This is a genomic window from Chitinophaga vietnamensis (genome assembly GCF_902167635.1).
GTDB classification, from domain to species: domain Bacteria; phylum Bacteroidota; class Bacteroidia; order Chitinophagales; family Chitinophagaceae; genus Chitinophaga; species Chitinophaga vietnamensis.
The window spans coordinates 29,518-55,781 of sequence record NZ_CABHMS010000004.1; the positions used below are offsets into that span (position 1 = coordinate 29,518).

A 26,264-nucleotide genomic window follows, 5' to 3' on the forward strand; every position below is an offset into this window, starting at 1 on the left:
TTTATTATCATGCGATTTCCACGTAAAAATGCAGAGAATTATGTCTGATCAATCCCGCAGAAAATTTATCAAACACCTCGGCAGTACTGCAGCGCTGCTGGGCATTGGCCAGCTGGCCGCCATAGGAAAGGACCATGAACCCGTTCAATTGTTATCAACGGATAACAGAATTTCCGCTAACGACAAGATCCGTGTAGCCGCTGTAGGCATGGGCATCATGGGCTTCGGCGATGTGCAAACCGCCATCAAGGTACCGGGTGTGGAATTTGTAGCCGCCGCCGATCTTTACGATGGCCATCTCACCCGCGTAAAAGAAGAGTTCGGCCCGAATGTATTCACCACGCGTGATTACCGCGAGTTGCTGCACCGCAAAGATATCGACGCCATCATCATCGCTACGCCCGACCATTGGCATGATACCATCTCCATCGCCGCCATGGAAGCCGGCAAAGCCGTTTACTGCGAAAAGCCGATGGTGCAACAGATCGACGAAGGTCATCAGGTGATTGCAGCGCAGCAACGCACCAAAATGATATTCCAGGTAGGCAGCCAGCGTGTGAGCAGCGTTGCATTAGCGGAGGCGCGTAAACGTTATAAAGCCGGAGAGATAGGCCAGCTCAATGTTGTAGAGGCGCGCATGGATCGCCACAGCGCACTGGGCGCCTGGCAATATTCCATTCCACCCGATGCATCACCCAAAACGATCGACTTCGATACCTTCCTGAAAGACACTGCCAAAGTGCCTTTCGATCCCGTGCGATTCTTCCGCTGGCGTAATTATCGCGCTTATGGCACCGGCATTCCCGGCGATCTCTTTGTGCATCTCATCTCCGGCTTGCACTTTATCACCGGCTCATTAGGCCCCAGCCGCATCTATGCCAGCGGCAACCTCGTGCAATGGAAAGATGGCCGCGATGTGCCGGATGTAGTAGTGGCTATCTTCGACTACCCGGAAACCAAGGAGCATCCTGCCTTCCAGATGACGCTGCGCGTCAACTTCGCCGACGGCAGCGGCGGCGGTGAATACACGCGCCTCATCGGCACCGAAGGCGTACTCGAACTCGGCTGGAACGATTTCAAAATTAAAAAGCACAAACTACCTGAAGCGCCCGGCTATGGCGGATGGGATACCTACAACGCTTTCCCGAAAGCCATGCAGGAACAATTCGTAAAAGCATACGATGCCAAATACCCGGCCTCGAAAAGACAAACCATCGAATCTTCCTCCGCATACGCAGCGCCCAAAGGCTACGACGACCGGCTCGATCACTTCATCAACTTCTTTGAATCCATCCGCAGCGGCAAACCTGTAGTAGAAGACGCCACCTTCGGCCTCCGCGCCGCAGGCCCCGCACTGCTTACCAACGAAAGCTACTTCAGCAAAAAAGTAATCGACTGGAACCCGGTGACTATGAAAACGCTTTAAATATTTAGGGATTTCTTGATTTACGAATTTGAGAATTTAAATTCCATGTAAATCTTCATGGAAATTTAAATTCTCAAATTCGTAAATCAAGAAATCCCTAAATCAAGAAATCCCTAAATGTTGTAATTTCCCTAAAAACGCACCCATGATAAGAAACTATGTTTGTTTGCTGTTGGGAATTGTGTTATTGTCCTGTAAAGAAAATAAAAAGACTATGAACGAAAAGGAAAAAGCAACACCGCCAGTAGCAGAGAAAATACCTAAAGAACTGACCATCCACGGAGATACCCGCATTGATAATTATTATTGGCTCAACGAACGCGAAAACCCTAAAGTGATCGATTACCTGAAAGCCGAAAACGCTTACCTGGACACGATCATGGCGCCAGAAGCCAAACTCCGCGAAAAGCTCTTCGATGAAATGAAAGGCCGTATCAAAGAAACGGATATGAGCGTTCCCTATCTCAAAAATGGATTCTATTATTATACCCGCTACGAAAAAGGAAAAGAATATCCCATCTATTGCCGCAAAAAAGGCAGCCTGGAAGCAGATGAACAGATCGTGCTCAATGTGAATGAACTGGCGCAAGGCCATGCCTATTGCCAGGTGGCAGGTATCAGTGTAAGCCCCGATACCAAAATGCTGGCCTATGGCATCGATACCGTAAGCCGCCGCCGATATGTGCTGCGCTTCAAAAACCTGGAAACAGGCGAAGCGCTGAAAGATGAGATACACGAAACCACTGGCAACGCTATCTGGGCCAACGATAACAAAACGGTGTTCTATACCACCAAAGATACCGTTACACTGCGCGCAGACCGCATCATGCGTCATGCGCTCGGCAATGCCCAGAATAAAGAAATGTTCCACGAAAAAGATGAAACCTTCGACGTGAGCGTGGCCAAAACAAAATCAGGAAAGTATATCGTCATCAACAGCAGCAGCACCTTGTCGTCGGAAAACCTCATACTGGATGCAGCCAAACCAGATGGCGAATTTCGCATTTTCCAGCCACGGCAAAAAGATATGCTGTATGATGTGGATCATAAAGATGATAAATTCTATGTGCGCACCAACTGGAACGCGCTGAACTTCCGCCTGATGGAATGCCCGCTGGACAAGACCTCCCGCGAAAACTGGAAAGAGCTGATCCCGCACCGCAGCGATGTGCTGCTGGAAGATCTCAGCCTCTTCAAAGATTATATGGTGCTGGAAGAACGTAAGAACGGCCTCACACAGCTGCGTATCATCAACACCAAAACACACCAGGAAAAATACCTGCCCTTCGCAGAGCCTACCTATACCGCCGGTATCAGCGTCAATCCGGAAATGGATAGCAAAGAGCTGCGCTATTTCTACACTTCGCTCACTACGCCCAGCTCCATCTACGATTACAATATGGAAACCGGCAAGAGTGAACTGAAACGCCAGCAGGAAGTACTGGGCGGCTACGATCCGAAGAATTATATTTCTGAAAGATTATACGCCACCGCAAAAGATGGCACTAAAGTGCCCATCTCGGTGGTGTACAAAAAAGGATTTGAGAAGAATGGCAAAAGCCCGCTCTTGCTCTATGGATACGGATCTTACGGCCATAGCATCGATCCGGGTTTCAATTCCAACCTCCTGAGCCTGCTCGATCGCGGTTTCGTTTTTGCGATCGCACATATTCGCGGCGGACAGGAAATGGGCCGCCAATGGTATGAAGATGGCAAGATGTTTAAAAAGAAAAACACCTTTACTGATTTCATTGATTGCGCAGATTATCTGCTGGCCCAAAAATATTCTACCAAGGAGCACCTGTATGCACAGGGCGGCAGCGCCGGCGGCCTGCTGATGGGCGCCGTAACCAACATGCGCCCCGAACTGTGGCACGGCGTTATTGCGCAGGTGCCTTTCGTAGATGTAGTAACCACCATGCTCGATGAAAGTATCCCGCTGACCACCGGTGAATTTGATGAATGGGGCAATCCAAAGAATAAAGATTCCTATGATTACATGAAGTCATATTCTCCTTATGATAATGTGGAACGCATTGCCTATCCGAATTTGCTTGTCACCACAGGTTTGCACGATTCGCAAGTGCAATATTGGGAGCCTGCAAAATGGGTGGCCAAATTACGCGATATGAAAACCGACAAAAACCTGCTCCTGTTGCATACCAACATGGATGCCGGCCATGGTGGCTCCTCCGGGCGCTTCACGATGTTGAAAGAAATAGCTTTGGAATATGCCTTCCTGCTGAAACTGGAAGAACAATAAAAAAAAGCAGGCTGACCTAAATGAGGTCAGCCTGCTTTATAATTGGAAAGATCATTTCTTCATTCGTTGCTCATAAGCCTTCATGGCTTCCTTCAACAATTGCAACAGCGCTGGTTGCGCTATGTCATCTGCCGATTGTATGGCTACATATGCATGCACTTTTCCCGTGCCTTTCAGCAGTCCTGCCGGGTCCGGCAATTCACGGCCTTTGTAAAACCCCAGCTTGATACCTTTTTGGGAAAGGATGATCGTGCAGATCATTTTCGTATAGCCGGTACCGTAGCCATAGCCTATGATGCGGGCAGCTTCGTCGGGCAGCTCGATGATCCCTGGAAGATGATGGAACAGGAAAGCGCGCAGTTCCATACCCAGTGCGCTAACCTTATCATCATATCTCGCAAGCAGCTGTGTAGCGGTGATCGTCATTCCCTTTAAATTTATGCAGAGGCTTATAACGAAAGATGTTTGGATGCCGCCACCGCCCTGCCGAAGAAGATCTCCGCCATGCGGTCAAATATCGCCGGATCATCCGTAGTGAAATAAGATTGTTGCCCGCCTTTGCTCAGGCGCGCCTCCATTTCTGGATGACGCTTCAGGTAGTCTTTCAGGCTGTGCGCCACGATCTTGCCCTGCGCCAGCACGGTAACGCCGCCGGGCAGGTATTGCCGGATCTTCTTCATCAGCAAAGGATAGTGTGTACATCCCAACACCAATGTATCGATGTTGGTAGACTGCGACAATATTTTATCAAGATATTCCTTCACAAAAAAATCGGCGCCTTCATTTTCATGTTCATTATTTTCTACCAGCGGCACCCACATGGGGCATGCCAGCTGGTGCACTTTCACATGTGGAAAGAACTTCGCGATCTCGATCGGGTAGGACTCTGACGAGATGGTGCCGTTCGTGGCCAGGATACCTACTTCGCCGGTTTGGGTGATGGTGCCCACCATTTCAGTGGTAGGGCGGATCACGCCAAGCACGCGGTTGTCGGGTGCAATGCGGGGCAGGTCTTTCTGCTGGATGGTGCGCAAGGCCTTGGCCGATGCGGTGTTGCAGGCCAATACCACCAGCGGGCAGCCCATATCGAAAAGCTGTTGCACACATTGCAACGTATAGGCGTGTATGGTATCAAAGCCGCGGTTGCCATAAGGCGCGCGGGCATTGTCGCCCAGATAGATGTAATCGTAAGCGGGCAACTCTGCGATGATCTCTTTCAAAACGGTGAGGCCTCCATAGCCGGAGTCGAATACACCTATAGGTCCCATATGGCTAGTTTGAATTAATCGTTATCTTTTTGCATCAAACCTTGTCCGGTGAGATCATAAATACGCTGGATCTCGTGCAATACGCCTTCAAAGTCAATTTCCAGGTCTTTCAGCAGGCCATTTTTCAGATCATATACCCAGCCATGTACGGTGGGGTAACCGTGATCAATATACGCTTTCTGCACTGCGGCCGTTTTGATGATGTTGATGCATTGTTCCTGTACATTCAGCTCTACGAGGCGGTTATAGCGTTCGTGCTCATCTTTGATGGCATTGAGTTCATCCATATGCAGGCGGTATACGTCGCGGATATTACGCAGCCATGGATTGAGCAGGCCGAGGTCCAGCGGCTGCATGGCCGCTTTCACGCCGCCGCAATTGTAGTGGCCGCAAACAACGATATGTTTTACGCCCAGATGTATCACGGCATAGTTGATCACCGCCATCACGTTCAGGTCAGTGTTGCAAACAAGATTGGCGATGTTGCGGTGTACAAACACTTCGCCCGCTTCCAGGCCCATGATCTCGTTGGTGGGCACGCGGCTGTCACTACAACCAATGTACAGATATTTGGGATTCTGTGAATCTGCCATCTTCTCAAAGAACTCCGCATCAGTGGCCTTTTTGGAGGCTACCCAGCGCCTGTTATTCTCAAAAACCTGGTTGTAGTCTGTCATAAGTAAATGATTTTTATGCGATAAAGATACGGAGAGAAAGAATATATGCGTTCGGGTGATGATTATCTTCCGGTAAACATAGCGGTGATGGGCTGGCTTGGAAAGCCCATATAGAATCCGTACCTTTGCGGCTTCAAAATTTCATAGCCAGCATGATCAGTGTTAAAAACGTAACGCTCTCTTTCGGTAAGAGAGTATTGTTTGACGAAGTAAACCTCAATTTCACAAAAGGGAACTGCTACGGTGTGATTGGGGCCAATGGGGCGGGTAAGTCTACCTTCCTGAAAATATTGTCCGGCGAGATCGAGCCGAACAAAGGCACCGTGGAAATCACTCCCGGCGAGCGCATGAGCGTTCTGAAGCAGAACCACTTTGAGTTTGACGAGATTACCGTGCTGAATGCCGTGCTGATGGGCAACAAGAAACTGTGGGAGATCGCCAAAGAAAGAGATGCCATCTATGCCAAAGCAGATTTTACCGAAGAAGACGGGATGCGCGCCGGTGAACTGGAAGCAGAATACGGCGAAATGGGCGGCTATACCGCCGAAAGTGATGCGGGCGTGCTGCTGGGCGACCTCGGCGTGAAAGAAGAAATGCATGGCATACTTATGAAAGATATCGCCGGTAGCCTCAAAGTGCGCGTGTTGCTGGCACAGGCGCTGTTCGGCAATCCCGATATCCTCCTGCTGGATGAGCCCACGAATGACCTCGACGTAGAAACCATCGGTTGGCTGGAGAACTTCCTGGCCGACTACGAAAACATCGTGATCGTTGTATCCCACGACCGTCACTTCCTCGATGCCGTTTGTACACATGTGGCCGACGTAGACCGCGCCAAGATCCAGATCTTCAGCGGTAACTACTCCTTCTGGTATGAATCATCACAACTGATGGCACGTCAGCTGGCCGACAAGAACAAGAAAATGGAAGAAAAGCGTAAAGACCTGCTGGACTTCATCGCCCGTTTCAGTGCTAACGCTTCCAAAAGTAAACAGGCTACTTCTCGTAAGAAAGCCCTCGAAAAGCTGGTGGTGGAAGACATCCAGCCCTCCAACCGTAAATATCCCGGTATCATCTTCAAACAACAGCGCGAAGTTGGTAACCAGATACTCAATATCGAAAAGCTGGAGAAGATCGTGGACGGCCGCAAACTGTTCTCTGATGTGTCTTTCTCTGTGAATAAAGGCGACAAGATCGCATTCATCTCCAAAGATCATCTGGCACTCACCACTTTCTTCCAGGCAATTACCAACAACGTTACTACCGATGGCGGCAAGTTCGAATGGGGCACCACCGTTACCAGCGCCTACCTGCCCAACGATAACGCGGAGTTCTTTACCAATAAGGATGTAAACCTGATGGATTGGCTCCGTCAATATGTGCCGGCGCACGTAACTGATGTGGATGAGCCCTTCCTGCGCGGCTTCCTGGGCAAGATGCTCTTCAGTGGCGACGAGATCATGAAGAAAACTTCCGTATTGAGCGGTGGCGAAAAAGTACGTTGCATGATCAGCCGCATGATGCTGCAGGACCCCAACGTAGTGATCCTCGACGAGCCCACCAACCACCTCGACCTGGAATCTATCCAGTCTTTCAACGAAAGCATGATCAACTTCAAAGGTATTGTGCTTTTCACCACGCATGACCATACCTTCATGCAGTCGGTAGCGAACCGCATCATCGAGCTAACGCCTAAAGGCATCATCGACAGGCTGATGACCTTCGACGAATACCTCGCAGATGAGCGCGTGAAAGCCCTCCGCGAAGAAATGTACGGCAATGCAGTATTAGCTTAACATAAAGAAGAAAGGCTCCGGTAGGAGCCTTTCTTCTTTATAAATATTCTTCAATTACTTTCAGCTTGTTTTTGTCGAGCGGCTTTGTGATATAGGCCATCAGTTCCGGTGTGTGCTGTACCTTTTGTATATCGCGCAGGTCCACAGAGGAAGAGCACATGATAATGGGAATATTATTTTTGAAAGATGATTTCAATCCGCGGTATGCTTCGATAAAATCCCACCCGTTCATGCGTTGCATATTCATATCCAGGATAATGAGAGAGGGGAGTGTTGGCTGCGGCACTGAAGACAGCTGTTCCAGTGCTTCTTCTGCACAGAGGAAAGAGGTGATAGTCAGGTTATCATCTTGCTGTCCCAACATCTTTTTAATGATGAAATGAAAAATTTCATCATCATCTACGACGTACACTATTTTATTCTTGTCTTCCATGCTTGGTTTTTAAATTGGGCTTCTGAACTATTCCGGTCATAGCAAAAGGTAAGCGCATACTGCTTTTGATCTTCCGGTATCGTCTCTTTCATTCAATAAGGGATCAGGACTTCAGGGTTTTCACAGGCGTGCTGAAATCTTACTCGCTTATCATCATGATCGGGTTAAGACTCTTATCGAGAGATCATGGCTACGTTGTTACGCATTGGTTTCTTATTCGCCAGCTGCACAGGCCTTAGGCTATTTGTTGATTACGTACGCAAAGAACGTTAATTTAATTTTATTTTTATATATAACTTTTTGCCAATAACTAATCATTAACAAACGCATGATTAGATGAGAATTGCAGAAATTACCGGAAATAAAACAACAAAGGCGGAACAATGGTTCCGCCTTTGCAAAAAATATTGGTAATAGTGATAGGATCCTAGAACAATCCGCCTTTTCTCAGCGTCACTTTTCCCTGACCGATTTTAAAACCGTTGTGATAGATTTCAACAGCGTAGTCGCCTGGTTTGAAATCGGAATTTTGTTTCCAGTCCATTACAACATTCTGTTTCTGGCCGGTTACATAGGAAACGGTTTTCTTGGCAGTGTATAATTTTTCGGTGCCGTCTTCCAGGGTAAATCTGCCGGAGCCGAGTGCTTCTACTGCCAGCGGGGAGCCATCAGGAGCGGTGATCGCCACATAGATCTCTTTATCGCCGGTAGGTGCGATCCTGTTATCATCCAGGTCAAACTGTACGCGCATCATATCGGCACGTTTTGCTTTGGAAGTTTCTACTTCTTTGCCGTTATGTTTTACGCGGATAGGCAGTAACTTGATGTTGGAGGCATGTAATACAGAGCCGAGATCTACTTTTTTATTCAGGCTGTCTTTTACAACAGAAACGGAATCCCTTTCTTTACGGGCCACGTCTCTTTCGCCAGCCAGTACGATCTTTTCACCTTCGAGGCGCTCGATCGTTTGCTGATAGCCTTCAATATTGGATTTGAGCTGTTCGATGAGTTTACGCGCTTCTGCCAGTTCTGCCTGGGTAGCATTTTTCTTGGAGAGAATGCTGGAGATCCTGGCTTTCATATCCTGGATTTCCTTGTCCTTGGTTTTTACCAGGCTATCCATACGGGTATTCTGAGAGATCAGGTCATCCAGACGGGCGTTGGCGGCATTGTATTCCTGCTGTAAAGCATCGCGGGAGGTGGAAATAGAATCGATCTGAATTTTTTGTTGCTGTGCTACTTCAGTAGATTTGTTTTTGTCATACAACATATATATCCAGGTACCTGCAAGCGCCGCAATCAAAATACCGTAAATCAGACCGTTGCGGCTGCGTGGTTTTTCAGGTCCGGGTGAACCCGGCGCAGGCGTGTTAAAAGTGTTCTCCGTCATAGTTGTTTGTTTTATGTTTAATTGTTATATGGTTAAAAAACGTTATTCAAAAGTAGGTATTTAAATTTTCATTTTTACAAGTTCTAAAACAGTTTTCAAACCGTGCTACCAAATATCGGATTAGATCAGTTGTTACTGCTGGACATAGAAACAACGCCCGGTGTAAAGGCGTTTGAGCAATTGCCGGAACAAATGCAATCGCTCTGGAGGGAAAAATTGGCAAAAATTGCGCCAGTTTCCGAAAATGAAGACGAAGGATACGCCGACAGGGCAGGCATCTACGCCGAATTCGGCAAGATCGTCTGTATTTCTGTTGGTTTTTTCAACCTCGAAGATAACCGGTACCATCTCCGCTTGAAGTCCTTTTATCATGACGATGAAGCAATTGTATTGAGCGGATTTTTAGAATTGATCAATAAATTTCATGCGAGAGTGCCCCGCTTTCAATTCGCCGGGCATAATATCAAGGAGTTTGATATTCCTTTTATTTGCAGGCGTTCTGTGATCCATCAGTTATCTTTGCCCCAGCCTTTGCAATTGCATGGATTGAAACCCTGGGAAGTGCCCATGCTCGATACCCTGCAACTGTGGCGCTTCGGCGATTTCAAACACTATACTTCTCTCAAGCTGCTCACCGCCGTTATGGGCATCGATACGCCCAAAGACGATATCGACGGCAGCATGGTCGGAAAAGTATATTGGGAAGATCATGATCTCGCCCGCATCGCCACCTATTGCGAAAAAGACGTGCTGGCCGTAGCCCAGCTGCTCCTGCGCTTCAAACGCCTGCCGCTGCTGAAGCCGGAAGAAGTGATCATCGTAAAGTAGTTTATCATAATGGAATACCAGGATATTATCAAGGATTGGAAACAACAAAAGTTCAGACCTCTCTACTGGCTGGAAGGAGAAGAAGATTTCTTTATAGACCAGGTCACCAATTATGCCGAACACGAACTGCTGAATGAAGCGGAAAAGGGCTTCAATCTCACCGTCCTTTATGGCAAGGATACCGATTGGAGCACCGTTATCAATGCCTGCCGCCGGTATCCCATGTTCGCTGAAAGACAGGTAGTGGTGCTGAAAGAAGCCCAGGCCATGCGCGACCTTCTCAAACTGGAAGCCTATATCGATCATCCGCTTAACACCACCGTGTTCGTGGTGGCCCACAAACAAGGCAAGATCGATGGCCGTAGCAAAATGGCCAAGCTGATCAAAGAAAAAGGCGTGCTGTTATCTACCAAAAAAATGTACGATAACCAAATCCCTGCCTGGGCAGAATCCTATGTAAGCAGCCGCGGACTGGCCATCACACAAAAAGCCGCCATCCTGCTGGCAGATCATATCGGTAATGATCTCTCCCGCATCGCCAACGAAATCGATAAGCTGCTGGTCAATCTTCCCGCACAAAAAAAGATCGATGAAGCTGATATCGAAAAATATGTTGGCATCAGCAAGGAATACAATGTGTTTGAATTACAGAACGCCCTTGGCCAGAAGAACGCCGATAAAGTATTCCGTATCGTTAACTATTTTGCCGCCAATCCCAAAGCTGCGCCCATCCAGATGACGCTGCCCGCGCTTTATAATTTCTTCGCCAAAGTGAACCTGGTATTCGGCGTAAAAGGCGGCGATAAAGAGATCGCTTCCGCACTCGGCGTTCATCCCTTCTTTGTAAAAGATTATCTCAGCGCCGCCCGCCAGTATGGCCCGGAAGGCACAGAGAAAGCCATCCTGCTGCTGCATCAATACAACCTGCGGAGTATAGGCGTTAACGATAGCGGCGTAGAAGATGGAGAACTGATGAAGGAACTCATGTATAAAGTGATGAACTGAAAAATTGATTGAACTCAGATCATATTGATACTTGTTAAAAGCCGCTGCTGGCCTATCTTCGCAAGAAATCAGTTACTATGGATCAGCAACAACAACTTTTACAGGAAATTTCAGGCAATGTAAGATCAATGAACATCCGCATGGCGGCGATGGAAGGCCGCATGGATGCGCTGGAAACAGGCATGCGCTCCATGGAAATGCAGGTGTTTGAAATGGACAAAAAATTAAATGGATTTATTGTGTCTGTAGATCAAAGGTTTGACAAAATCGATAACCGTCTTGACCAAATCGATAACCGGATCGACACGATGGAGACACATTTCAATGGCAGGTTACAGTCGATAGAAGACAAGATCGAGAAGATCATCGAATGGGTGCCCATCGAAAATAGCGGCTTCCGCATCCGATAGCCAATGAAATCATCAATCGTACTTCCCTTTTCATGATTCGTTACCTCTTCAACATCTCCCTCGCCTTCTCTGAATCCTTATCCATCTGCACGATCAGTGCATCTATATTATCAAATTTCTGATTGGCTCTGATATAATCTTCAAAGAATACGGTGAGTTGCTGCCCGTAAATATCTTCGTTGAAATCAAATAAATGTACTTCCAGGCGGAGGTCTGTACCATTGAAAGTAGGACGGGTGCCGATGCTCATCACGGCAGGCAGCAGGCTGGAATGCCCGGCCAGCTGTACTTCTACGGCATAGATGCCTTCGGCGGGTATCAGCTTGCGGGTATCGGCTAATTGCAGGTTAGCGGTAGGATAACCCAGCTGGCGGCCCATCTTGTCGCCATGCACCACTTCGCCGCTGAGAAAATAACGGTAGCCCAGCAATTCGGTGGCCAGGCGTACCTGGCCTTCCTGCAGGCTTTTACGGATCTTGGTGGAGCTGACGGTAAGGTCATGTACCACTTGCTGTGGTATCTCTATCAGCTTGAAGCCATAACGTTCCTGTTCGGCTTCCAGCAGCTCGAGGCCACCCTCCCGGTTATGCCCGAAACGGTGATCATAGCCGATAATAATAGTATGCGGCTTGAAACGCGCTACCAGAAAGTCTTCCAGGTAAGCTTGCGCAGAAAGTTCGGAGAAGGCTTTGGTAAAAGGAACCACCACCAGGTGATCCACTCCTTGCTGTTCCAGTAAAGTGATCTTTTCTGCTAAAGTGGTCAGCAGGTGTATGCTGCCCGGCTTTGGCGCCAGCACCTCCCGCGGATGCGGATCGAAGGTTACGATCACAGTTTCGCCCCCGCAGGCGGCGGCAGCCTGCTCCAGCTGCTGTAAAATGTAGCGGTGGCCTGCATGTACGCCGTCAAAAGTGCCTATTGTAACAATAGCATTACGGAATTCCGGTAGATGATCTAAGTCCCTGTGAACCTGCATATAATTCTATAACAATCAAAAACGCCGTGCAAATCTAACACATTCGCCGTGCATTCTGCACGGAATCTGTTACTTTTGCAGCCTGAAGAAATCCGTAAATCTCTAATTTTCTAAATCTCATATTCCAGGTGGATCAGAATATTTACGCCAAACGTGGCGTTTCAGCAGGCAAGGAAGATGTGCACAATGCCATTAAGAACATTGACAAGGGCCTGTTCCCGAAAGCATTTTGTAAGATCGTGCCCGATATTCTCGGGGGCGATGAGGCTTACTGCAACATCATGCACGCGGATGGCGCCGGCACCAAATCGTCGCTGGCATATGTATACTGGAAAGAGACCGGTGACCTCAGCGTTTGGAAAGGTATCGCCCAGGATGCCATTATTATGAATATGGACGACCTGCTCTGCGTAGGCGCTACCGATAATATCCTGCTTTCTTCAACCATCGGCCGTAACAAACAGCTGCTGCCGGGAGAAGTGATCGCGGCCATCATCAACGGTACGGAAGAAATACTGGCCGAACTGCGCAGCCACGGTATCAGCATTTATTCCACCGGCGGCGAAACCGCTGATGTAGGCGACCTGGTACGTACCATCATCGTGGATTCTACCGTTACCTGCCGCATGAAAAGGGAAGATGTGATCTCCAACGATCGCATACAGGCCGGCGATGTAGTAGTAGGACTGGCCTCTTACGGACAAGCTACCTACGAAACCGCCTACAATGGCGGCATGGGCAGCAATGGCCTCACCAGCGCGCGTCACGATGTGTTCCATAAAGCTATCGCAGAGAAATATGCAGAGAGCTTTGATCCCGGTATCCCGTATGAACTGGTGTTCAGCGGAAAGAAATCATTGACAGATAAGATAGATATTCCCGGCTTTGGCGCAGTGGATGCAGGTAAACTGGTACTTTCACCTACCCGCACCTATGCCCCGGTGATCAGGAAAGTACTGGAACAGTTCCGTCCGCAGGTACACGGCATGGTGCATTGCAGCGGCGGTGCACAAACCAAAGTGCTGCACTTTATCGACAAGCTGCATGTGATCAAGGATAACCTGTTCCCGGTACCGCCCTTATTCACATTGATACAGGAACAATCCGGCACCTCCTGGAAAGAGATGTATCAGGTGTTCAATATGGGCCACCGCATGGAGTTGTACGTGCCGGAAGCCATTGCGGCAGCGATCATCGATATCTCCAAAAGCTTCAACATCGATGCACAGATCATTGGCAGGGTAGAAGCGGCGGAACAAAAACAAGTGACCGTGAAAGCGCCTGCAGGCACTTTTATTTATCATTAATCAAAGTATTAAATATAAAAGCAAAGCCCTTCATCACGCGATGAAGGGCTTTTTTGTTGGTGGAACAAATAGTGTATCAAGGGCCTGGTGTAAACCGGATGGGCAGATTATATTGCACGTTCACATCGTGTCCGTTCTGTTTGCCGGGATTCCAGTGGGGCATGTTTTGCACCACGCGGATCGCTTCTTCTTCCAGTCCATAGCCTTTCGGGGCGCCTAGTGTTTTAACATCCTGTACCTGTCCTTTACGGTCGAGCACAAACTGAACGGATATGGTACCGCCTTTTTGGGCTTTGCGGGCTTCTTCCGGATATTTGATGTTGTCAAAAAGATATTTGGACAAGGCTTCTTCGCCGCCAACAAAGGATGGTGGCTGCTCTACGAAGGTGAATACTTCTTTGGCTTCATCAATATCTTGCAAGGTGAAGCGGATGGGCAGGTTAAACTCAACGGCTACACGCTTTTTGTTCTGCGTGCCGGGAACCCAATCGGGCATGCCTTCTATCACACGAATCGCTTCTTCTTCCAGCCCATAGCCTTTCGGGGCGCCTAAGGCATGTACAGACCTGATCTTGCCATTGGCATCTACAATGAACTGTATGAACACCGTGCCTTGTTTGTTATTGGTCTGGGCAGCCTTGGGATATACAATGGTCCTGGAGAGGTAGCTGTTCAATGAGTCTTCGCCGCCTTTAAATGTAGGCGGGTTTTCTACGAAGGTGAACACTTCATCGTGCAACTTGCGCGTGTCAGGTTTTACCGTATCTGCAACCGTGCTTTCAGCCACAGTGGTAAAGGGCGTGAAGGCCAGTGGCGCCGTTGATGTGATAGATGGGTGTTTGTCAGCAACAAAGGCCAGGGAGCAGAAAATAAATGCAGCCAGCGGCAGTACCATGATTCTTCGCAGGTAACTGAACCTGGGTGTATGGAACTTTGTGAGCATAACGATTCTACGTTTTATAGGCGGATGGAAGAAATCGTTGGTGATTGTAAACTGTTTGCTCTGAAAGGCCATCTGGAGAATGGTTTCAGCATATCCGGCTACTTCTTTGCCGGCAGCTTTCTGATCGGCGATGAACTCATGTACGAGCGACAGCTCCCGTTTGATCAGGTGAAAGAAGGGATTGATCCAGCAGCAGGCTGTAACTATTTCCAGCAGCATTTTGTCGGCGCTGTGTTTTTCTTTCAGGTGCACCAGCTCATGTTTCAGTATCTGCTGGCCTTCGCGGCTATCAAGCGATGTCTGGTTGTTCCAGAAAATATAGGAGAAGAAGGAGAATGGCGCCTGTATGCCGCGGCCGGTCACAAAGCGGTAGGGTGGTACCTCCTGTACGGTGTTGCGGCTGATCAGCCGCTTTATCTTCACAAAGCTCAGCAGCAGCCGTATCAGTAATACCGACAGCACAGCGATGTAGATAACGGCAAGCCATATACGATAATTCCATACCGGCCGGGGCGCTGGCATGACGGCCTCCCGCAGGGTGATTATACGGGTGGTATAGCTCATCATCACGGAGCTGGTTTCCTGCGGGCTAACGCTAAGGGGTATACGTAGCAGTGGCACCAACAGGGATACCAGTGTGATCAACACCAGGTAGTAACGGTTCCAGTGATGGAAGCGGTTATTGCGCAGCGCGATATGATAATAACCATATAGCAGCGCTGAACACACGATCACTTTGCAGAGATACAAGAGCGCTATCATGATCTGGGCTTTTGAGTGTCTTTGATTTTCTGTATCAGTTTTTCCAGTTCAGTTACGCTCAGTTCCTTTTCTTTCACAAAAAAGGACACCATGTTACTGAACGATCCTTCAAAATATCCTTTCACAATGTTGTTCACCGTTTTATGGCTATAGGCCTCCTTGCTGATGAGGGCATGGTACTGGTGCGATTTGCCGAAGGCCTTGAAATCCACGAAGCCTTTATCCATCAGTATTTTGATCAGGGTGGAAACGGTGTTGTAGTGCGGTTTCGGGTCGGGCATGGCTTCGATGATGTCTTTCACAAATGCGGGTCCTGTTTGCCAAAGGGCCTGCATCACTTGTTCTTCTGCTTTGGTCAGCTGTTTCATATGCCGGAATTATTTAACGAAAGTTATAACTAATTATTTAGTTTGAAAACTATTTTTTTAGTTGATGAAAAAAATTTGTGAAGAATTTATCACAAGGAGTTATGTTGTAATTGGTTATTTTTGTCGCTATCAAGCTTACTAAACTGAAACTAGGAATGACGCCCGAACAACCTATCATCCAATTAACGAATGCCAGCATATACCAGGGGAATTCATTGATCTTGTCAGATGTGAATATCACTGTCAATAAAGGAGAGTTTGTGTATCTCATTGGTAAAACCGGCACGGGCAAGTCCAGCCTGTTGAAAACGCTGTATGGCGACCTGCCTTTGAAAGATGGCAATGGCCAGGTGGTAGGATTTGATCTGAAGAAGATGGATTGGAAGAAAGTGCCTTACCTGCGTCGTAACCTGGGCGTGGTTTTCCAGGATTTCCAGTTATTGACCGACCGTAATGTACACGATAACCTGAAATTCGCTTTGCGTGCTACCGGCTGGCAGGATGCCAAGCAGATCGAAGACAAGATCAACGATGTGCTGGAGAAAGTAGGTCTGGGCACAAAAGGTTTCAAGATGCCTTATGAATTGAGTGGTGGTGAGCAGCAGCGTGTGGATATCGCACGGGCCATGCTGAACTCTCCCCGTCTGATCCTGGCTGATGAGCCTACCGGTAACCTCGATCCTGAAACTTCCGATGGCATTATGCAGTTATTGTTCCGCATATGCCGGGAAGGTACGGCCATTGTGATGGCTACGCACGACTATATCGTGTTGCAGAAATTTCCGTCAAGGGTGCTTCGTACGGAGAATGGCCGGGTAACTGATAACGCTGCGGTGAATTTTTCTTCCTAAAAAGAGATTATATATTTATTATTGGAAGTGAACGATTTATGATCATAAATCGTTTGCTATCAATTATTAATTTCCTGTTAATTGGTATTTCGTATTTTTTGAACTACCTTTGCCCCGGAAAAAATAGCGACAAAAACATTACTATTACTTATTATTATTAAAGATGTCTTACTTAACTGTTGAAAAGAAAGCCAATATTTTTAAGGAATTTGGTGGAAGCGAGAAAAATACAGGCTCTGTGGAAGCACAAATTGCACTGCTGACTGAGCGTATCAACAGCATTTCCAATCACCTGAAGGAGAACAAAAAGGATTTCTCTACCCACCGTGGTCTGATGAAAATGGTTGGTCAGAGAAAGCGCCTGCTTGCTTACCTGTCCAAAACTAACCTCAGCGGCTACCGTGCCCTTATCGAGAAGTTAGGTATCAGGAAATAACCATGACTTAATTATAGCGCTATTCCCAACTTTCTGGTTGGGAATAGTTTTTTGTATGTGTACCTTTTGTTGTTCTTTAGCAAGCAAAAAAAGAATAACTTTATTTTTAATCTTCACTTTTTTATGAATCTGACACCTATTTCAGTGAAATTCGATATAGGAGACGGCCGCATAGTGACCATCGAAACCGGTAAGTTGGCCCGTCAGGCTGATGGTGCCGTTACGGTGCGTTTAGGTGATGCTATTCTGCTGGCTACTGTAGTAGCTAACAAAGAGCCCAAACCCGGCCAGTCATTCTTCCCGCTAACTGTTGACTACCAGGAAAAATTTGCTTCTGCCGGCCGTATACCCGGTTCATTTTTCAAACGCGAAGGCCGCCTGTCTGACTATGAAGTATTGATCTCCCGCCTGATCGACCGTGCGCTTCGCCCTTTATTCCCCGATGATTATTTCTGCGAAGTACAGGTACTCGTTAGCCTCATCTCTTCCGATCCGGAAGTGATGCCGGATGCGCTGGCCTGCCTCGCCGCTTCTGCCGCCCTCGCTGTTTCTGATGTGCCCGTCCAGGAGATCATCTCCGAAGTACGTGTGGCACGCATCGATGGCAAATATGTGATCAACCCGAACCGCACTGACCTGGCTAAAGCTGACATGGACTTCATCATTGGTGCTACTGAAAAGAACATCATGATGGTGGAAGGCGAGAGCAAGGAATGCCAGGAAGAAGACCTGATCCAGGCTATCGAGGCAGCGCACGCTGCTATCCGTGTGCAGGTGAAAGCCCAGGAGCAACTCCGCGACCTGAAAGGCGTTACCGGCAAACGCGAATACGCCAAACCTCACCAGAACGAAGAACTCAAAGCAAAAGTGATCGCTTTTGCAAAAGATAAAATCTACCAGGTAGCCAAATCTGCTTCCGCTAAACACGATCGTTCCGATGCGTTCAAGAAGATCAGCGAAGAGCTGAAAGAACACCTGGGCGAACTGCCGGAAGAAGATCAGCCACTGGTAGGCGAATACTTCCACTCGCTTGAAAAAGAAGTGGTGCGCAACATGATCCTGGACGAATCCATCCGCCTGGATGGCCGCAGCCTCGATCAGGTACGCCCGCTGGCGATGGAAACAGATATCCTGCCTTCTCCGCACGGCTCCGCTTTATTTACCCGTGGTGAAACACAGTCGCTGACTACCGTTACATTGGGTACACCGGAAGATGAGCTGCTGATCGAAAGCGCAGCGGTTTCCAACTACGTGAAATTTATCCTCCACTATAACTTCCCTCCGTTCTCTACCGGTGAAGTGAAAATGATGCGCGGCCCCGGCCGTCGTGAAGTTGGTCACGGTAACCTGGCGATGCGTTCCCTGAAGCAGATGATGCCAGGTAACGATTACCCCTATACGGTAAGGGTGGTATCTGATATCCTCGAATCCAATGGTTCCTCTTCTATGGCAACCGTTTGCGCTGGCTCGCTGGCACTGATGGATGCAGGTGTTCCGCTGCCGAAACACATATCCGGCGTGGCAATGGGCCTGATCTCCCGTGCTTCCGACGGTAAATGGGCAGTACTCACCGATATCCTTGGTGATGAAGACCATCTCGGTGATATGGACTTCAAAGTAACTGGTACCCGCGATGGTATCTGCGGTATCCAGATGGATATCAAAGTGGATGGCCTGAGCATGGATGTAATGCGTTCGGCGCTGGCGCAAGCACAGAAAGGCCGTCTGCACATCATCGACGCTATGTATGCAGCTGTTCCTGCTGCCCGTCCTGAACCGAAACCACATGCGCCACGTATGGAAAAACTGATCATCGACCGCGAATTTATCGGTGCTGTGATCGGGCCTGGTGGTAAAATTATACAGGAGATCCAACGCGAAACCGGTACTACCATCAACATCGAAGAAGTGGGAGAAACCGGCGAAGTGAGCATCTTCTCTGCACAGAAAGAAGGTCTGGATAAGGCTGTGAAGTGGGTGAAAGGCATCGTGGCCGTACCTGAAGTTGGCGAAGTTTATGAGTCAGTAGTGAAATCTATCATGCCTTATGGTGCATTCGTAGAGTTCATGCCTGGCAAACAAGGCCTGCTGCACATCTCCGAAGTATCCTGGAAACGCCTCGAAACCATGGAAGGCGTATTGTCTGAAGGCGAAGTGGTAAAAGTAAAGCTCACCGGTACTGATCCCAAGACCGGCAAGTTCAAACTGAGCCGCAAAGTGCTGATGCCAAAACCTGAAGGTTATGTTGAGCGTGAAGAACGCAGCGACAGACCTGAAAGAGGAGATCGTGGAGATCGTGGTGGCGACCGTGGCGGCCGTGGCCGTGATGATCGCCGCGGCGGTGGCGACAGACGCGATAACCGTGGCCCGCGTGAAGACCGTGGTCCGCGCGAAGACCGCGGCCCTCGTCCTGAAAAGCCACAGGAGCCTTACTTCGATGAACAATAGTCGATAACTGAAATTAGATAAAAAGAAAGCAGTCACGAAAGTGACTGCTTTTTCATTTTACGTATAGGTGTTTCCGTTATCAATGCCGGAGTAATTGTTCTACACAAAAAGTACTCTCCCGGAAAATCTCTTTACCACTATTCAAACGAAAAGTACGGTAGGTTTTTCCATCGATCGGCTCAAACACCATGCGGTAGGAAGCTGCGATGCCCTTGCTGCTTCTGTCTATCACCCTTCCTTTCCCTTCGTTCAACATATTCGGGATGATCTCTTCCACATAAGGATGGAGGATGCCGCCATCTTCTGCCCAGAGCATATACATTTTATCGGTTGTGTAATTCAGATCGCGGTTGGCGCTGTCTGCCAGGTAGCAGAATGCTTTCAGGTAATGGGCGGCCATGTCGTTGCGATCCAGGTGCGACAGCTCAATATGATTGAATACCCGGTTGTTGAACTTGTTGTTGCGCAGCGTGGTGTCCATACTGAGCATATAGTTATAGAGTTCGGCCCGGTCGAGGATGATGACGGCGTTGTCGTTTTGATAGATAATAGAGTCTTTGATCGGTTCCGTAGCAGGCGGTACTTTGATTACTTTAAACTGCTGCGCCATCGCAGCGCTGCCCAGCATCAGTGTTGTGAGCAGGAGAAGAAGTGTTTTCATAGGTATGGTAATATTAAATAAAAAACAAATATAGTAAATGTTGCCGATCCTCCTTTCATCAGTACAATTTTCCTATATTTGCCGCCATGTCACACATTGCCATAACGTTGAAGGCTGGCCCGGAGCTGGCCGACGTGCTGGTTGCCCAGCTGTCGGACGCCGGGTTTGAAGGTTTTGAAGAGCAGACTGACGCCCTCGTTGCCTACATTCCGGAGGGAGATTTCAATGAAGATATTTTACGGGAGATTGTAGCGCCTTACGGGGTCGGCTATACGAAAGAGACGATTCAGCAGGAGAACTGGAACGCGGTATGGGAAAGTAATTTCCAGCCGGTACGGGTAGGGGATTTTTGTGGCATCCGTGCGGCGTTTCACGCGCCTTTCGAGCCGCAGCCGGCGCACGAGATTGTGATCACGCCGAAGATGTCGTTTGGTACGGGGCATCATGCCACTACTTCTTCTATGATACGCCTGATGCAAGGCCTTTCCTTTGAAGGCAGGCGGGTATTCGATTTTGGTACGGGTACCGGCATCCTGGCCATCCTGGCTGAAATGCTGGGAGCTGCGGAAGTAGATGCGATCGATTACGACGAGTGGGCGGTAAATAACACGCTGGAAAATCTCGAAGCCAATCATACTCAACATGTTAAAGTATGGCAGGCAGATACATTGAAGGAGATCTCGGGGAAATACGATATATTGCTGGCAAATATAAACCTGAATGTGCTGTTACAATTTATGGGTGAGATGCGCCGATTGCTGAAGCCGGGCGGCGTGCTGCTGTTGAGCGGTATTATGCCGGCAGATGAACAGCAGATACTAGCGGCAGCTCAACCACAAGGCTTTGAATTTCAGCACAAAATAGAAAAAGACAATTGGCTGGCCATTCAATTCGGGGTGTGATAAGCATGTAAGTAGCGCTAAAAAATACATATGAAAAGTATTGATTTTCGTACTTTTGTGTTACAAACTTTTCTAATATTCGCTTAATTTTAACACATTATTCGTTATCTTAGCAATCCTAACTCATAGTGATGACAGAATTTTTATTGCTTTTTTGTGCTTATCTGATTGGATCTGTACCTACAGCGGTTTGGGTAAGCAAAGGCGTGTTTGGCATGGATATCAGGGAGTATGGCAGCGGTAATGCCGGTGCTACCAATACTTTCCGGGTATTGGGCCCTAAAGCGGGCACTTTTGTAATGATGGTAGACATGCTGAAAGGAGTTTTAGCAGTAAGGCTGGCATACCTGGCTCCCTATTACCATGAACCGGAACATCTCACCCAACTGGTCAACTTTCAGATAGGCCTTGGCCTGGCCGCCGTATTGGGCCATATCTTCCCGATATGGGCTGGTTTCAGAGGCGGCAAGGGTATTGCTACCCTCTTTGGTTTGGTGCTGGCTATTCAGCCGCTGGTGGCGCTGTGCTGCGTAGGCGTGTTCCTGATGATCCTGTTCCTCACCCGTTATGTATCGCTGAGTTCTATCATCGCAAGTATTGCATTTCCGATCCTGATATTATACATTTTCAATGAGCCAGAGATCTTCTACCGCATTTTTGCCATTGCAGTGGCCCTGATGGTGGTATTAACGCACCAGAAGAACATCTCCCGTTTGTTGAAAGGCAACGAAAGCAAAGTACCTTTATTCAGAAACAGGAAAGAAAAACACTAGTTATAGCGTCATCTGTATAAAAACCTATTGGATCGGAATCTTATCCCTTTCAATAGGTTTTATTTTTTACGAATGGCATAACGATTGCTAATAGGCTACGAAAATTTTGACCAGTTGAGTCAACAGGCGATGGACATTTGGTGTTAAAGGATTGGTTATTGTTGCCATTGATTCAGCAGTCATCTCATAAATTGATTCACCCATGAAAAAGATTGCATTATTCTTTACTGCCAGCCTCGGATTAGTGGCTGCCTGTACGCGAGTACCGATCACAGGTCGCAGCCAGTTAAACCTCATTCCCGAAAGCACCATGCAGTCCATGGCCCTGCAGCAGTACCAATCCTTCCTTTCCGAAAACAAAGTGGTATCACAGGCTACCAGCAAGGACGCCGATATGGTGAAACGTGTAGGACAACGTATATCCGCTGCCGTTACCCGCTACATGAACGCCAACAACATGGGCAACGAGGTAGCGAATTACAAATGGGAATTCAACCTTGTAAATAGTAAAGAGGTAAATGCCTGGTGTATGCCTGGAGGTAAAGTAGTAGTATATACCGGCCTCTTGCCGGTTACCCAGAACGAAACGGCGCTGGCTTGCGTAATGGGTCATGAGATCGCGCATGCGATCGCCCGTCATGGTAACGAGCGTATGAGCCAGGGGCTGCTGGCACAAGGCATCCAGGTGGCTGGTTCGGTAGCATTGGGCAAGAACCCGACTGCCGTAGGTATCTTTAACCAGGCGTTTGGTATCGGCGGTAACATGGGCATGTTGGCCTTCTCCCGCCAGAATGAACTGGAAGCCGATCACCTCGGCGTGATCTTCATGGCGATGGCTGGTTACAATCCGCAGGAAGCTATTCCTTTCTGGCAGCGCATGGCCAGCATGAGCGGCGGTAATAAGCCACCAGAGCTGCTTAGCACGCACCCCAGCGATGAGCGCCGCGTAGCGCAGCTGCAACAGCTGATGCCGGAAGCTATGAAATATTATACGCCACAGCGATAAATAAATAACGGAATAAAAAATTACGGCCCCGCCATGTGGCGGGGCCGTAATTTTTTATTCCGTTATTTATTGAAGATCGATCTCCACTACTTTGCGGCTTTTCTGTGCTTTCATCTTCTCGGGTACATGAGCCAATATCTCTTTTTTGAAGGCTTCTATCAGCGCTTGTTTGATGAAGTGGCGGTGGGTAACCAGGCTTACTTCGCGCACCGGCTCCGGCGACTTGAAATAGCGCACCATATTGAGCTGGCGGGCGGAAAGGTCTTGCAGCGATAGCTCGGGAAGTATGGTATAACCTTCATTAAGATCTACCATGCGTTTAAGTGTTTCCACACTGCCGGTATTGTATTCCAGGTTTTTGTATTCGCCCATCGTGAATTTATCCTTGCAGATATTGAGCACCTGGTTACGCATACAGTGGCCTTCGTTGAGGAGCCATACTTCTCTTACATCCAGCTCTTCGGCGCGGATCACTTTTTTATCATAGAGCGGGTTGGTTTTGGCAGTGTATACCACGAACGACTCATAGAACAAGGGATGTTCTTCGAGGTGCGGGTTATGCAGGGGAGTGGCCAGCAGCCCGCAATCCAGCAGTTCCATTTTTAATTGCTGGATGATCTGCTCTGTGGGATATTCCCATATCTCCAGTTTTACTTTCGGATATTTTTTCATGAAGCCGGTGAGGATGCGGGGAAGCAGGTAAGGCGCCAGGGTAGGGATGATGCCTACTTTAAGGTTACCTTGCACTTCTTTTTTCTGATCAGCGATGATCTCACGGATACGTGCATTCTCCTTCAGAATGATCCTGGCTTGCGCAATTACGGCTACGCCAATTTCCGTGGGGACTACCGGCAATTTGCTACGATCGAATAATTTGATGCCCAGTTCATCCTCCAGTTTCTGGATCTGCATGCTGAGGGTGGGCTGTGTTACAAAACATTTCTCCGCCGCCACCACAAAGCTTCTGTAGGTATCTACCGCTACAATATACTCCAATTGAACTGTCGTCATTTCCCAAAATTGATCCGTAAAGGTATTGATAAAATCTATATCATTTTCGGATTTATGAATTTTGGAATTTTCGGATTTAATAGAAAAGGGCCTGGTCTCCAGGCCCCAATCAATAAATCAATAAATCCGTAAATCCGAAAATCAATAAATTCTAAAATATTCTGTATCTGTATTTGATCTTTTCTGTGTTGCTATACAGTTCCCTGATGTTGATAGAGGCCTGTATCTCTTGTACAGCTTCGGTTTTCAGGTTCCTGAATTCGGCCTGTTTCCCTTCGATCACGCTCTTGTCGGCGAGGTTATTATCCTGGGCAATTTTCAGGGAGTTGTTCACCTTGGAATAGTAGGAATCCAGCAGGGTGAAGTATTCGTTGTAAAGATTTTCGAAACGTTTGGTTTGCAGCACGAGATCTTCCAGCTGGTTGTTCACTTCTTTCAGGTTCGGATTTTCGCGCAGCAATGCTTCGTAGTCGATGCGTTTACCTTTGGTATATTGTGCTTCGAGTTTATCGAAGAAATCGGCTACTTTTTCTTTCTTGAAATCGAAGAAATAATCGTTCATGGTCTGGCTCAGGCTCTGGCTGCCCTTTTGCGGAGGCGGGAATTTGAGCGAGGTAGCGGTGAACGAGAGATGATCGAACAGGTTGTCTTGCAGAAGACTTAACTGATCTTTATTGAAGTTGAGGCCGTATTCAAATTTCTGGTTGGCATCGTTCAATGCGGTGTAGTACACCACGTATTTGTTCAGTTCTTTTTCAAATTCCTGTAAGGATTTCTGATTGATCTGTTTATTGTTGACGCTCACACTGTGCAGGAAATTCATCACGGAATTGGCGATGGCCAGCGGAGGTGTGAGAGAGGTAAAGCTCTGGAAGATGGGGCTGTTGATAATGGATTTGGTGGATTCTACGATCTTGCTGTTCTTTTCTCCCTTATCTGATTTATTTTTCAGGATGATCTTTTCTACCAGTTCCACGATGCGGTCGCTCAGCGAGAAGCCAAGGGCCTTGCTTTCGGGGTTGTTCAGTGAAGTGATGAACACGTCGAGATTATTGGTAGTAGTACGGGATTTCAGGTCGATGATCTTTTTGTTGAGCAGGTAATAAGTTTCGCTGGCATTGATGATATTGCTTTTGATCAGCGTGTACTTGCTCATGTTATCTATCTCTTTACCTTGCAGCAAGGCCTGAATAGCGTTGGAGTTCTGTTTGTCGCTGTCAGTGATGCGTTGCAGCTCGTCCACGATCCTTTTAATGGTCGTATCCTGTGTTTTAATGGTAGGAGCTGTAATGGCTTTCACTTCTGGATCCTGGGCTTGTGCCTGGAAAGACAAGAGCAGGACCATGGGCACCGGAACAATTTTCAACCACTTCATTGCCTTCGGTAGGTGTTTTAACATGTTCTTTTTGCTTTTTGTTAACAAAAATTAGAAAATATGATGCCAAAAACATCAAGGAACAAAGATAAATAATTAATAACAGTTAATATTAAATCATGATGGGTGGTTGTGTATGGTTTTACGCTTTATATTTTGAATTATCAGCAGGTAAGTTACCTTTGCAGCCAAATTTAGTCCGCTGTTATGCTCAATAACAAAAAGATAGTGGTTGTACTGCCGGCTTACAATGCAGCGCTCACACTGGAAAAAACATTCCGGGAAATCCCCTTTGACATTGTTGATGACGTTGTGCTGGTAGATGATGCCAGTAAAGACGAGACCATCGAGGTGGGAAAAAGTCTGGGTATCCGGCATCTGATCCGTCACGACAACAACAAAGGATATGGCGGTAACCAGAAATCCTGCTACAACAAGGCTTTGGAACTGGGCGCCGATATTGTGGTGATGTTGCATCCCGACTATCAATACACGCCAAAACTGATCACTGCCATGTGTAGCATCATTGCCAACGACGTGTACCCGGTAGTATTTGGCAGCCGCATCTTAGGCAAGGGCGCGCTGAAGGGAGGCATGCCTTTGTATAAGTATGTATTTAACCGTTGTCTTACCTTAACACAAAATATCCTGATCGGGCAGAAACTGAGCGAGTACCATACTGGTTACCGTTCTTTCTCTGCTGAAGTGCTGCGTAATATTAACTATATGGCAGACAGTGATGATTTTGTGTTTGATAACGAGATGATTTCACAGATATTTATGAAGGGATACGAGATCGCCGAGGTCACCTGCCCTACAAAATATTTCGATGAGGCTTCCAGCATCAACTTCAAGCGCAGCGCCATTTACGGGCTGGGCGTGTTGAGGGTATCGGTGCAGCACCGTTTGTACAAATGGGGTCTTATAAAAGGAAAGATTTATTAAAATT

25 protein-coding genes are annotated in these 26,264 nt (G+C 47.8%); 14 read left to right on the plus strand and 11 right to left on the minus strand.

Going from position 1 to position 26,264, the window contains the following annotated elements; genetic code table 11:
- Positions 1-40: 40 nt before the first annotated feature.
- Together FPG75_RS11230 and FPG75_RS11235 are read left to right on the plus strand one after the other, a co-directional pair.
- Positions 41-1,426: a Gfo/Idh/MocA family protein gene (locus FPG75_RS11230; RefSeq protein WP_143306949.1), complete on the plus strand. Its 1,386-nt coding sequence runs from the start codon at positions 41-43 to the stop codon at positions 1,424-1,426.
- A 214-nt stretch (positions 1,427-1,640) separates the two neighbouring features.
- On the plus strand, positions 1,641-3,689 hold the full coding sequence (locus tag FPG75_RS11235) for a S9 family peptidase (RefSeq protein WP_236652773.1): 2,049 nt from the start codon (positions 1,641-1,643) through the stop codon (positions 3,687-3,689).
- A 51-nt stretch (positions 3,690-3,740) separates the two neighbouring features.
- On the opposite strand, the gene FPG75_RS11240 is transcribed toward FPG75_RS11235, so the two are convergent.
- From FPG75_RS11240 to FPG75_RS11250, 3 genes are read right to left on the minus strand one after another with little or no spacing between them, the layout of a single operon-like run.
- A complete protein-coding gene (locus tag FPG75_RS11240) occupies positions 3,741-4,115 on the minus strand; it encodes a DUF1801 domain-containing protein (RefSeq protein WP_143306951.1) in 375 nt (124 codons plus the stop codon).
- Positions 4,116-4,138: 23 nt separating this feature from the next.
- Positions 4,139-4,957 (minus strand): glutamate racemase, encoded by an 819-nt coding sequence (murI, locus tag FPG75_RS11245; protein WP_143306952.1) that lies wholly within the window; start codon positions 4,955-4,957, stop codon positions 4,139-4,141.
- Positions 4,958-4,971: 14 nt separating this feature from the next.
- Positions 4,972-5,634: a carbonic anhydrase gene (locus FPG75_RS11250; protein ID WP_143306953.1), complete on the minus strand. Its 663-nt coding sequence runs from the start codon at positions 5,632-5,634 to the stop codon at positions 4,972-4,974.
- Between the two features lie 152 nt (positions 5,635-5,786).
- Here FPG75_RS11250 and FPG75_RS11255 point away from each other — a divergent pair, with 152 nt between their 5' ends.
- Positions 5,787-7,430 carry an ABC-F family ATP-binding cassette domain-containing protein gene (locus FPG75_RS11255; RefSeq protein WP_143306954.1) on the plus strand — a complete coding sequence of 548 codons (1,644 nt, stop codon included), beginning with the start codon at positions 5,787-5,789 and terminating at the stop codon, positions 7,428-7,430.
- Positions 7,431-7,467: 37 nt separating this feature from the next.
- Here FPG75_RS11255 and FPG75_RS11260 read toward each other — a convergent pair whose 3' ends face one another.
- Positions 7,468-7,863, minus strand: a complete 396-nt coding sequence (locus FPG75_RS11260) for a response regulator (RefSeq protein WP_143306955.1) — start codon at positions 7,861-7,863, stop codon at positions 7,468-7,470.
- 427 nt (positions 7,864-8,290) lie between these two features.
- The gene (locus FPG75_RS11265) at positions 8,291-9,253 is read right to left on the minus strand and encodes a coiled-coil domain-containing protein (protein ID WP_143306956.1); all 963 of its coding nucleotides are present in this window, start codon (positions 9,251-9,253) and stop codon (positions 8,291-8,293) included.
- A 102-nt stretch (positions 9,254-9,355) separates the two neighbouring features.
- Between FPG75_RS11265 and FPG75_RS11270 the strand changes: the two genes are divergently transcribed.
- The 3 genes from FPG75_RS11270 to FPG75_RS11280 all read left to right on the plus strand — a co-directional run bounded on the left by FPG75_RS11270 (position 9,356) and on the right by FPG75_RS11280 (position 11,496).
- Positions 9,356-10,081: a ribonuclease H-like domain-containing protein gene (locus tag FPG75_RS11270; RefSeq protein WP_143306957.1), complete on the plus strand. Its 726-nt coding sequence runs from the start codon at positions 9,356-9,358 to the stop codon at positions 10,079-10,081.
- Positions 10,082-10,090: 9 nt separating this feature from the next.
- Positions 10,091-11,086 (plus strand): DNA polymerase III subunit delta, encoded by a 996-nt coding sequence (gene holA, locus FPG75_RS11275; protein WP_143306958.1) that lies wholly within the window; start codon positions 10,091-10,093, stop codon positions 11,084-11,086.
- A 77-nt stretch (positions 11,087-11,163) separates the two neighbouring features.
- Positions 11,164-11,496 (plus strand): hypothetical protein, encoded by a 333-nt coding sequence (locus FPG75_RS11280; RefSeq protein ID WP_143306959.1) that lies wholly within the window; start codon positions 11,164-11,166, stop codon positions 11,494-11,496.
- A gap of 40 nt (positions 11,497-11,536) precedes the next feature.
- On the opposite strand, the gene FPG75_RS11285 is transcribed toward FPG75_RS11280, so the two are convergent.
- Complete coding sequence (locus FPG75_RS11285; RefSeq protein WP_143306960.1) at positions 11,537-12,472, minus strand: bifunctional riboflavin kinase/FAD synthetase; 936 nt, start codon at positions 12,470-12,472, stop codon at positions 11,537-11,539.
- Positions 12,473-12,600: 128 nt separating this feature from the next.
- On the opposite strand from FPG75_RS11285, the gene FPG75_RS11290 reads away from it, so the two are divergent.
- Positions 12,601-13,779, plus strand: a complete 1,179-nt coding sequence (locus tag FPG75_RS11290) for an AIR synthase related protein (protein ID WP_143306961.1) — start codon at positions 12,601-12,603, stop codon at positions 13,777-13,779.
- Between the two features lie 76 nt (positions 13,780-13,855).
- Here FPG75_RS11290 and FPG75_RS11295 read toward each other — a convergent pair whose 3' ends face one another.
- Both FPG75_RS11295 and FPG75_RS11300 read right to left on the minus strand, forming a co-directional pair.
- A complete protein-coding gene (locus FPG75_RS11295) occupies positions 13,856-15,484 on the minus strand; it encodes a M56 family metallopeptidase (RefSeq protein ID WP_143306962.1) in 1,629 nt (542 codons plus the stop codon).
- Positions 15,481-15,852 (minus strand): BlaI/MecI/CopY family transcriptional regulator, encoded by a 372-nt coding sequence (locus FPG75_RS11300; protein ID WP_143306963.1) that lies wholly within the window; start codon positions 15,850-15,852, stop codon positions 15,481-15,483. Before FPG75_RS11300 ends, FPG75_RS11295 begins: the two co-directional genes overlap by 4 nt.
- Before the next feature lie 155 nt (positions 15,853-16,007).
- On the opposite strand from FPG75_RS11300, the gene FPG75_RS11305 reads away from it, so the two are divergent.
- From FPG75_RS11305 to FPG75_RS11315, 3 genes are all read left to right on the plus strand, one after another.
- Positions 16,008-16,703, plus strand: a complete 696-nt coding sequence (locus FPG75_RS11305; protein WP_143306964.1) for a cell division ATP-binding protein FtsE — start codon at positions 16,008-16,010, stop codon at positions 16,701-16,703.
- A 163-nt stretch (positions 16,704-16,866) separates the two neighbouring features.
- Positions 16,867-17,139 carry a 30S ribosomal protein S15 gene (rpsO, locus tag FPG75_RS11310; protein ID WP_143306965.1) on the plus strand — a complete coding sequence of 91 codons (273 nt, stop codon included), beginning with the start codon at positions 16,867-16,869 and terminating at the stop codon, positions 17,137-17,139.
- Between the two features lie 123 nt (positions 17,140-17,262).
- Positions 17,263-19,587 carry a polyribonucleotide nucleotidyltransferase gene (locus FPG75_RS11315; RefSeq protein WP_143306966.1) on the plus strand — a complete coding sequence of 775 codons (2,325 nt, stop codon included), beginning with the start codon at positions 17,263-17,265 and terminating at the stop codon, positions 19,585-19,587.
- Positions 19,588-19,666: 79 nt separating this feature from the next.
- Here FPG75_RS11315 and FPG75_RS11320 read toward each other — a convergent pair whose 3' ends face one another.
- A complete protein-coding gene (locus FPG75_RS11320) occupies positions 19,667-20,248 on the minus strand; it encodes a hypothetical protein (RefSeq protein ID WP_143306967.1) in 582 nt (193 codons plus the stop codon).
- A gap of 86 nt (positions 20,249-20,334) precedes the next feature.
- Between FPG75_RS11320 and prmA the strand changes: the two genes are divergently transcribed.
- The 3 genes from prmA (at position 20,335) to FPG75_RS11335 (ending at position 22,929) form a co-directional block, all read left to right on the plus strand.
- A complete protein-coding gene (gene prmA, locus FPG75_RS11325; RefSeq protein ID WP_143306968.1) occupies positions 20,335-21,150 on the plus strand; it encodes a 50S ribosomal protein L11 methyltransferase in 816 nt (271 codons plus the stop codon).
- A gap of 131 nt (positions 21,151-21,281) precedes the next feature.
- A complete protein-coding gene (plsY, locus tag FPG75_RS11330) occupies positions 21,282-21,923 on the plus strand; it encodes a glycerol-3-phosphate 1-O-acyltransferase PlsY (protein WP_143306969.1) in 642 nt (213 codons plus the stop codon).
- Positions 21,924-22,125: 202 nt separating this feature from the next.
- Positions 22,126-22,929 carry a M48 family metallopeptidase gene (locus tag FPG75_RS11335; protein ID WP_143306970.1) on the plus strand — a complete coding sequence of 268 codons (804 nt, stop codon included), beginning with the start codon at positions 22,126-22,128 and terminating at the stop codon, positions 22,927-22,929.
- Between the two features lie 66 nt (positions 22,930-22,995).
- Here the strand turns inward: FPG75_RS11335 and FPG75_RS11340 are convergent, their stop codons facing one another.
- Together FPG75_RS11340 and FPG75_RS11345 are read right to left on the minus strand one after the other, a co-directional pair.
- Positions 22,996-23,940 (minus strand): hydrogen peroxide-inducible genes activator, encoded by a 945-nt coding sequence (locus tag FPG75_RS11340; RefSeq protein WP_143306971.1) that lies wholly within the window; start codon positions 23,938-23,940, stop codon positions 22,996-22,998.
- 151 nt (positions 23,941-24,091) lie between these two features.
- On the minus strand, positions 24,092-25,339 hold the full coding sequence (locus FPG75_RS11345; RefSeq protein ID WP_161596760.1) for a hypothetical protein: 1,248 nt from the start codon (positions 25,337-25,339) through the stop codon (positions 24,092-24,094).
- Positions 25,340-25,522: 183 nt separating this feature from the next.
- Here FPG75_RS11345 and FPG75_RS11350 point away from each other — a divergent pair, with 183 nt between their 5' ends.
- A complete protein-coding gene (locus FPG75_RS11350; RefSeq protein WP_143306973.1) occupies positions 25,523-26,260 on the plus strand; it encodes a glycosyltransferase family 2 protein in 738 nt (245 codons plus the stop codon).
- Positions 26,261-26,264 lie beyond the last annotated feature (4 nt).

Bases quoted from the DNA above. Each gene is read 5' to 3' on its own strand.
- FPG75_RS11230 (WP_143306949.1), top strand. From the start codon at position 41: ATGTCTGATCAATCCCGCAGAAAATTTATCAAACACCTCGGCAGTACT.
- FPG75_RS11235 (WP_236652773.1), top strand. From the start codon at position 1,641: ATGAACGAAAAGGAAAAAGCAACACCGCCAGTAGCAGAGAAAATACCT.
- FPG75_RS11240 (WP_143306951.1), bottom strand. From the start codon at position 4,115: ATGACGATCACCGCTACACAGCTGCTTGCGAGATATGATGATAAGGTT.
- murI (WP_143306952.1), bottom strand. From the start codon at position 4,957: ATGGGACCTATAGGTGTATTCGACTCCGGCTATGGAGGCCTCACCGTT.
- FPG75_RS11250 (WP_143306953.1), bottom strand. From the start codon at position 5,634: ATGACAGACTACAACCAGGTTTTTGAGAATAACAGGCGCTGGGTAGCC.
- FPG75_RS11255 (WP_143306954.1), top strand. From the start codon at position 5,787: ATGATCAGTGTTAAAAACGTAACGCTCTCTTTCGGTAAGAGAGTATTG.
- FPG75_RS11260 (WP_143306955.1), bottom strand. From the start codon at position 7,863: ATGGAAGACAAGAATAAAATAGTGTACGTCGTAGATGATGATGAAATT.
- FPG75_RS11265 (WP_143306956.1), bottom strand. From the start codon at position 9,253: ATGACGGAGAACACTTTTAACACGCCTGCGCCGGGTTCACCCGGACCT.
- holA (WP_143306958.1), top strand. From the start codon at position 10,091: ATGGAATACCAGGATATTATCAAGGATTGGAAACAACAAAAGTTCAGA.
- FPG75_RS11280 (WP_143306959.1), top strand. From the start codon at position 11,164: ATGGATCAGCAACAACAACTTTTACAGGAAATTTCAGGCAATGTAAGA.
- FPG75_RS11285 (WP_143306960.1), bottom strand. From the start codon at position 12,472: ATGCAGGTTCACAGGGACTTAGATCATCTACCGGAATTCCGTAATGCT.
- FPG75_RS11295 (WP_143306962.1), bottom strand. From the start codon at position 15,484: ATGATAGCGCTCTTGTATCTCTGCAAAGTGATCGTGTGTTCAGCGCTG.
- FPG75_RS11300 (WP_143306963.1), bottom strand. From the start codon at position 15,852: ATGAAACAGCTGACCAAAGCAGAAGAACAAGTGATGCAGGCCCTTTGG.
- FPG75_RS11305 (WP_143306964.1), top strand. From the start codon at position 16,008: ATGACGCCCGAACAACCTATCATCCAATTAACGAATGCCAGCATATAC.
- rpsO (WP_143306965.1), top strand. From the start codon at position 16,867: ATGTCTTACTTAACTGTTGAAAAGAAAGCCAATATTTTTAAGGAATTT.
- FPG75_RS11315 (WP_143306966.1), top strand. From the start codon at position 17,263: ATGAATCTGACACCTATTTCAGTGAAATTCGATATAGGAGACGGCCGC.
- FPG75_RS11320 (WP_143306967.1), bottom strand. From the start codon at position 20,248: ATGAAAACACTTCTTCTCCTGCTCACAACACTGATGCTGGGCAGCGCT.
- prmA (WP_143306968.1), top strand. From the start codon at position 20,335: ATGTCACACATTGCCATAACGTTGAAGGCTGGCCCGGAGCTGGCCGAC.
- plsY (WP_143306969.1), top strand. From the start codon at position 21,282: ATGACAGAATTTTTATTGCTTTTTTGTGCTTATCTGATTGGATCTGTA.
- FPG75_RS11335 (WP_143306970.1), top strand. From the start codon at position 22,126: ATGAAAAAGATTGCATTATTCTTTACTGCCAGCCTCGGATTAGTGGCT.
- FPG75_RS11340 (WP_143306971.1), bottom strand. From the start codon at position 23,940: ATGACGACAGTTCAATTGGAGTATATTGTAGCGGTAGATACCTACAGA.
- FPG75_RS11345 (WP_161596760.1), bottom strand. From the start codon at position 25,339: ATGTTAAAACACCTACCGAAGGCAATGAAGTGGTTGAAAATTGTTCCG.
- FPG75_RS11350 (WP_143306973.1), top strand. From the start codon at position 25,523: ATGCTCAATAACAAAAAGATAGTGGTTGTACTGCCGGCTTACAATGCA.